We start from the raw sequence: 5,455 nt of genomic DNA, 5'->3' as shown, positions 1-5,455 counted from the left end.
AGGGCGTCGGCCAGTTGCTCGGCCGCGGCGTGGCTGCGGGCGCCGACGCCCGGCGGCAGGTCGAGATCAGAGATCGCCATACCAGCTCCTCCCGTCGCGAGTGATCAGCGCCACCGAGGCCATCGGCCCCCAGCTGCCGGCGGTATAGGGCTTCGGCGCCTCGCCGAGCTGCTTCCAGCCGGCGATCAGCTGGTCGCACCACTGCCAGGCGTACTCGATCTCGTCCTTGCGCACGAACAGGTTCTGGTTGCCGCGCATCACCTCCAGCAGCAGCCGCTCGTAGGCATCGGGGATGCGCGCGCTGCGGTAGGTGTCGGAGAAGCTCAGTTGCAGCGGGCCGCTGCGCAGCTGCATGCCCTTGTCCAGGCCCTGGTCCTTGGTCAGCACCTGCAGGGCGATGCCCTCGTCCGGCTGCAGGCGGATGATCAGCTTGTTGCCGATCAGCTGGCGCTGCTCGGGGGCGAAGATGTAGTGCGGCGGCGCCTTGAAGTGGATGACGATCTGCGACAGCTTCTGCGGCATGCGCTTGCCGGTGCGCAGGTAGAAGGGCACGCCGGCCCAGCGCCAGTTGCGGATGTCGGCGCGCAGGGCGACGAAAGTCTCAGTGTCGCTCTGGGTATTGGAGTTCTCCTCCTCCAGGTAGCCCGGCACCGGCCGGCCGTCGGCGCTGCCGGCGACGTACTGGCCGCGCACCACGCGCTGGCCGAGGTGCTCGGCGCTGATCGGCTCCAGGGCCTTGAGCACCTTGACCTTTTCGTCGCGGATGCTGTCGGCGGAGAGGTCGCTGGGCGGGTCCATGGCGATCAGGCAGAGCAGCTGCAGCAGGTGGTTCTGGATCATGTCACGCAGCTGACCGGCCTGGTCGAAGTAGCCCCAGCGGCCCTCGATGCCGACCTTCTCGGCCACGGTGATTTCCACGTGGGAGATGTGGTTCTGGTTCCACTGGGTCTCGAACAGGCTGTTGGCGAAGCGCAGGGCGATCAGGTTCTGCACCGTCTCCTTGCCCAGGTAGTGGTCGATGCGATAGACGCGGTTCTCCGGGAACACCCGCGCCACCGCATCGTTGACCGCCCGCGAGGAGGCCAGGTCGTGGCCGATGGGTTTTTCCAGCACCACCCGGCTGCGCTCGGCCAGGCCCAGCGCCGCCAGGTTGGCGCAGATGCCGCCGTACACCGAGGCCGGGGTGGCGAAGTAGGCGATCAGCTGGTCCTGTGCGCCGGCCAGCTCGGCCAGGGCCAGGTAGTCCTCGGCCTGGAGGAAATCCATGGTCAGGTAGTGCAGGCGCGCCTGGAAACGCGCCAGCGCGCCCTCCTCCAGCTCCTTGGCCGGCACGTGCAGGCGCAGGGCCTGGTCGATGGCGGCCAGGTGGCGCTGCGGCTCGCCGGCTTCGCGGGCCAGGGCGAGGATGCGGGTGTCGTCGTGCAGCAAACCGGCGCGATCGAGCTGGTAAAGCGCAGGAAACAGCTTGCGCAGAGCCAGATCGCCAAGGGCGCCGAACAGGGCAAAGGTGCAGGATTCAAGCTTTATCGCGGCCATGATGTTCGTTCTTTTATCAAGATGCACTAGAAATACCGGGTAGCAGCGGTTTTATCAAGAGCAAATGTTGTAATAACAACAACATTTTTCCATTATCCGGATAAGCAGTGGTGGCCATCGGGCGTCATCAGTAGGATAGGCCAGCCATTTTTCCGCCTGTCGCCAGCGCCCGCCGCGACGGCGCCAAGCCCGTTAGGAGCTCCCTATGGATCGCGTGCGCAACCTGCTGGAACAAATCCAGAGCCGCCTGGACGACCTGAACAAGGCCGAACGCAAGGTCGCCGAGGTGATCCTGCACGACCCACAGCAGGCCACCCGCTTCAGCATCGCCGCCCTGGCCCAGGCTGCCGCGGTCAGCGAGCCGACGGTCAACCGCTTTTGCCGCTCGTTCGGCGCCAACGGCTACCCCGAGCTGAAGATGCAGCTGGCGCAGAGCCTGGCCAGCGGCGCCGCCTACGTCAGCCGCGCGGTGGCCGCCGACGACGGCCCCGAGGCCTACACGCGGAAGATCTTCGGCAGCACCATCGCCTCGCTCGACGCCGCCTGCCAGAGCCTCGATCCACAACACGTCAGCCGCGCCGTCGACCTGTTGATCCAGGCGCGGCAGATCCACTTCTTCGGCCTCGGCGCCTCGGCCTCGGTGGCGCTGGACGCGCAGCACAAGTTCTTCCGCTTCAACCTGGCGGTGTCGGCGCATTCAGACGTGCTGATGCAGCGCATGATCGCCTCGGTGGCGCACACCGGCGATTTGTTCGTGATCATTTCCTATACCGGGCGCACCCGCGAGCTGGTGGAGGTGGCGCGCCTGGCGCGGGAGAACGGCGCCTCGGTGCTCGGCCTGACCGCCGCCGGCTCGCCGCTGGCCAAGGCCAGCACCCTGAGCCTGGACATTCCGCTGCCGGAGGACACCGACATCTATATGCCGATGACCTCGCGCATCATCCAGCTCACCGTGCTCGACGTGCTCGCCACCGGCGTGACCCTGCGCCGCGGCGTGGACTTCCAGCCGCACCTGCGCAAGATCAAGGAAAGCCTGACCGCCAGCCGCTATCCGGCGGACGAGGAGCCGAGCTAGGACGAGCGCTGCGCCGTCCTCGGCCGATTGGTGCGCATGGCGCACCGACCCGCAGTTCCGCAACACTAGGTTGAGACAGCGCCCTAGTTCTGCGTCTTCCCCGGCTCGACCGGTTGGCGATTGCGCTGCAGCTGCTGTTCCAGCAGCGGGATGGCCTGATCCTTGGGCGGTTGCGGCGCCAGCCGCGGCAGGCTCTGCCCCTGCGGTGGCGGTAGCAAGGGCGCCGTCCCCGGTCCCTGGCGCTGAATCGGCGCTCTTTGCGGCTGACCGTAGGGTTGCGGCGTGGCGGTGCCGGGCGCGCCGGCGGCGGGTGACGTCGGCATGCGCGGCGGTTGCTGGGTCTGGGCCAGCGCAGCGGCGGCGCAGGCCAGGATCGAAGCGGCAAGTATCGAGCGACGCATGATGGGGCTCCTGATCGGCGAGCTTTCGTTCTATTCTGGCAGCATCCGAACGCCAACGTTCGCCACCCGAGCACGAGCCACGCCATGAGCACCACCAGCAAGCTGGACCAGATCCTCGCCGAGGCGCAGCGGCGCCGCGAAACCAGCTACCGCGAAAAAGCCCTGAAGATGTACCCGCATATCTGCGGCCGCTGCGGCCGCGAGTTCAGCGGCAAGCGCCTGAGCGAGCTGACCGTGCACCACCGCGACCACAACCACGACAACAACCCGAAAGACGGCTCCAACTGGGAACTGTTGTGCCTGTACTGCCACGACAACGAGCACCAGCGCCAGGTCGACCTGCACTACCAGAAGGAAGAAGCCGCCAGCACCGGCTCCGGCAGCAAGGTCACCCACAAGGCGCTGGCCGGGCTGGAGGCGCTGCTCAAGCGTTAGAGAAGCGGGGGCGGTGCCGGCTTCTCCGTAAGGTGCGCCGCCGCCTTGGTCTCAGCGCAGCAACCGCGTATCCAGCACCCGCGACGGCCCGCCCATGACGTTCTCGACGATGTCGATGAAATCCTCGGTGCTGGCCTTGTCCAGGCGCATCAGGCCGCGGGTCACGTCGTCCAGCGAACGCGGCTGCGTATTGCCCTTGGTCTTCTGGCGGATTTCCCGGTCCAGCTCCTGCAGCAGCAGCACCGCGCGCGCGGTGACCGGGCCGGTGGCGCGCGCGGTGCGCAGGCTCTTCACCGGCTTGCTCCAGCGCGTCAGTTGCTCGCGCATCCTCTGGTAGCGGTCCTCGCCGATACCGCCGGCACGGCGCATCAGTTCGATGGCGTAGTACTCGGCCAGACCCTCGGTGATCCAGTCGCTACGGTCGCGCGACTGGATGCGGCTGAACACGTGGACCAGCTCGTGCACCAGCGAGCTGGTGCCGTTCTCGCTGACCAGCGGCCGGTCCGCGTGCATGTAGTAGGAATTGGCCGCCGACAGGCCGCCGCGCCACATCGGGTCGCCGGCGCCGACGATCAGCAGCTTGGCCGGATCGCGGGGGAACACCGCCTGCATCTCGGGCCAGACGAAGGTCAGCAGGGTCATGATGTCCATGCGCCGCATGCCCTCGCCCACCGGCGCGGCGATGGCGACATCGGTCTCGCCGAGGCGGGCGCGGCGGGTGCCGAGCTTGCCGGCGACCATCCAGCCGGTGGGGCGGTCGAACTTGCGCAGCGGGTTGTCGATGCGAAAGCGATTCTTGCCGATGCGCGGCCAGCCGGTTTCCACGCTGTTCCAGCCCTTGGGCAGCTCGAACTGTAGGCGCGCCACCAGCTCGGTCTTGTCCTGCTGGCGCAGCACGGCGCTGGGCACCAGGTCGTCACCACGCAGCAGCGCCCAGTCCTCGGTCATCCGCGCATCGAAGCTCCCCGGCTGGCGCTCGTGGTCGATGCGCACCTTGTAGCTCAGGCGGCTCTTGCCGGCGGCCGGCTGCCAGATGCCGCGCTCGGGCTGCTCCTGCTGCCACTGACCGTCGGCGGAAAAGTCGCTGTAGCGGCCCTCCTTGCCCAGGTCGAAGTCCAGGCTGAGCACGCGCTCGCCCTGCCCCAGGGTCAGGCTGACTTCGGCCTGGTTGGTTTCGGGCAGAAAGCGCACGCGATAGTCCAAATCGACCTTATGCGTGGCCGCCCAGGTCGGCAGGCTCAGACTCAGCAACAGCAGGGACAACAAGGGGTAACGAACGGGCATCGCGCAAGGCTCCTGATGCGGTGGGACGCGGCGATCCGATATGACCGCGACGCCCTCGGGCAATTCCATGGCTGGGCGCACAGATTTGCCACGAAGCCCGGCGCCGATCAACCGGCGCGAAAGATCAGGTGCTCTTCCCAGTCGTCTTCGGCCACGCTGTTCTCGCTGAGCATGCGCCCGGACTGCGAGATGCGCTCGATATGCACCGCCTCCGGATCGCCGCAGACCAGGTGGTGCCACAGCGGCAGGTCCTTGCCCTCGCTGACCAGGCGGTAGGCGCAGGTCGGCGGCAGCCACTGGAACTGGTCGGCCTGCGCCGGGGTGAGCTGGATGCAGTCGGGCACGTGCTTGGCGCGGTTGGCGTAGTCGCTGCAGCGGCAGCTCTTGAGATCGAGCAGCTTGCAGGCGATGCGGGTGTAGTAGACGGCGCCGTCGTCCTCGTCTTCGAGCTTCTGCAGGCAGCACAGACCGCAACCGTCGCACAGCGACTCCCACTCGTCCTGATCGAGCTGGGCGAGGGTCTTGCGTTTCCAGAAGGGTTCGACTTTGGCGGCCATGGCGACAGGCAGAAGCTCGGAGGAGAAAAGCGCGGCAGTCTAGCCCGAGCGCCGGTCACGGCCAAGCGGCGGATGCCGAACGGCAGCGCTTGGGCTCAGTAGCCGCGGGCGAACGCCACCTCGCCGCGCAGCGCCTCGCCGGCCTGCCAGCGCGCCAGGTTGTCGAG

Annotated in this window: 6 protein-coding genes; 2 read left to right on the top strand and 4 right to left on the bottom strand. The window is 67.5% G+C overall.

Annotation, left to right across the window (positions count from 1 at the left end; genetic code table 11):
* Nucleotides 1-66 precede the first annotated feature (66 nt).
* Nucleotides 67-1,536 carry a glucose-6-phosphate dehydrogenase gene (zwf, locus tag N878_RS11655; protein WP_021443832.1) on the bottom strand — a complete coding sequence of 490 codons (1,470 nt, stop codon included), beginning with the start codon at nt 1,534-1,536 and terminating at the stop codon, nt 67-69.
* A gap of 214 nt (nt 1,537-1,750) precedes the next feature.
* Between zwf and N878_RS11650 the strand changes: the two genes are divergently transcribed.
* Nucleotides 1,751-2,611 carry a MurR/RpiR family transcriptional regulator gene (locus N878_RS11650; protein ID WP_177342895.1) on the top strand — a complete coding sequence of 287 codons (861 nt, stop codon included), beginning with the start codon at nt 1,751-1,753 and terminating at the stop codon, nt 2,609-2,611.
* Between the two features lie 83 nt (nt 2,612-2,694).
* On the opposite strand, the gene N878_RS11645 is transcribed toward N878_RS11650, so the two are convergent.
* The gene (locus N878_RS11645; protein WP_021443830.1) at nt 2,695-3,012 is read right to left on the bottom strand and encodes a hypothetical protein; all 318 of its coding nucleotides are present in this window, start codon (nt 3,010-3,012) and stop codon (nt 2,695-2,697) included.
* A gap of 84 nt (nt 3,013-3,096) precedes the next feature.
* Between N878_RS11645 and N878_RS11640 the strand changes: the two genes are divergently transcribed.
* Complete coding sequence (locus N878_RS11640) at nt 3,097-3,447, top strand: YajD family HNH nuclease (protein ID WP_021443829.1); 351 nt, start codon at nt 3,097-3,099, stop codon at nt 3,445-3,447.
* A gap of 51 nt (nt 3,448-3,498) precedes the next feature.
* On the opposite strand, the gene N878_RS11635 is transcribed toward N878_RS11640, so the two are convergent.
* Both N878_RS11635 and N878_RS11630 read right to left on the bottom strand, forming a co-directional pair.
* Nucleotides 3,499-4,731: a hypothetical protein gene (locus N878_RS11635; RefSeq protein WP_021443828.1), complete on the bottom strand. Its 1,233-nt coding sequence runs from the start codon at nt 4,729-4,731 to the stop codon at nt 3,499-3,501.
* Between the two features lie 107 nt (nt 4,732-4,838).
* Complete coding sequence (locus N878_RS11630; RefSeq protein WP_021443827.1) at nt 4,839-5,288, bottom strand: YcgN family cysteine cluster protein; 450 nt, start codon at nt 5,286-5,288, stop codon at nt 4,839-4,841.
* Between the last annotated feature and the right edge of the window lie 167 nt (nt 5,289-5,455).

The sequence above is a fragment of the Pseudomonas sp. EGD-AK9 genome (genome assembly GCF_000465935.2).
GTDB lineage: Bacteria > Pseudomonadota > Gammaproteobacteria > Pseudomonadales > Pseudomonadaceae > Aquipseudomonas.
Note: the sequence above shows the minus strand (reverse complement) of the source record. Positions and strands in the feature narration are given on the sequence as shown.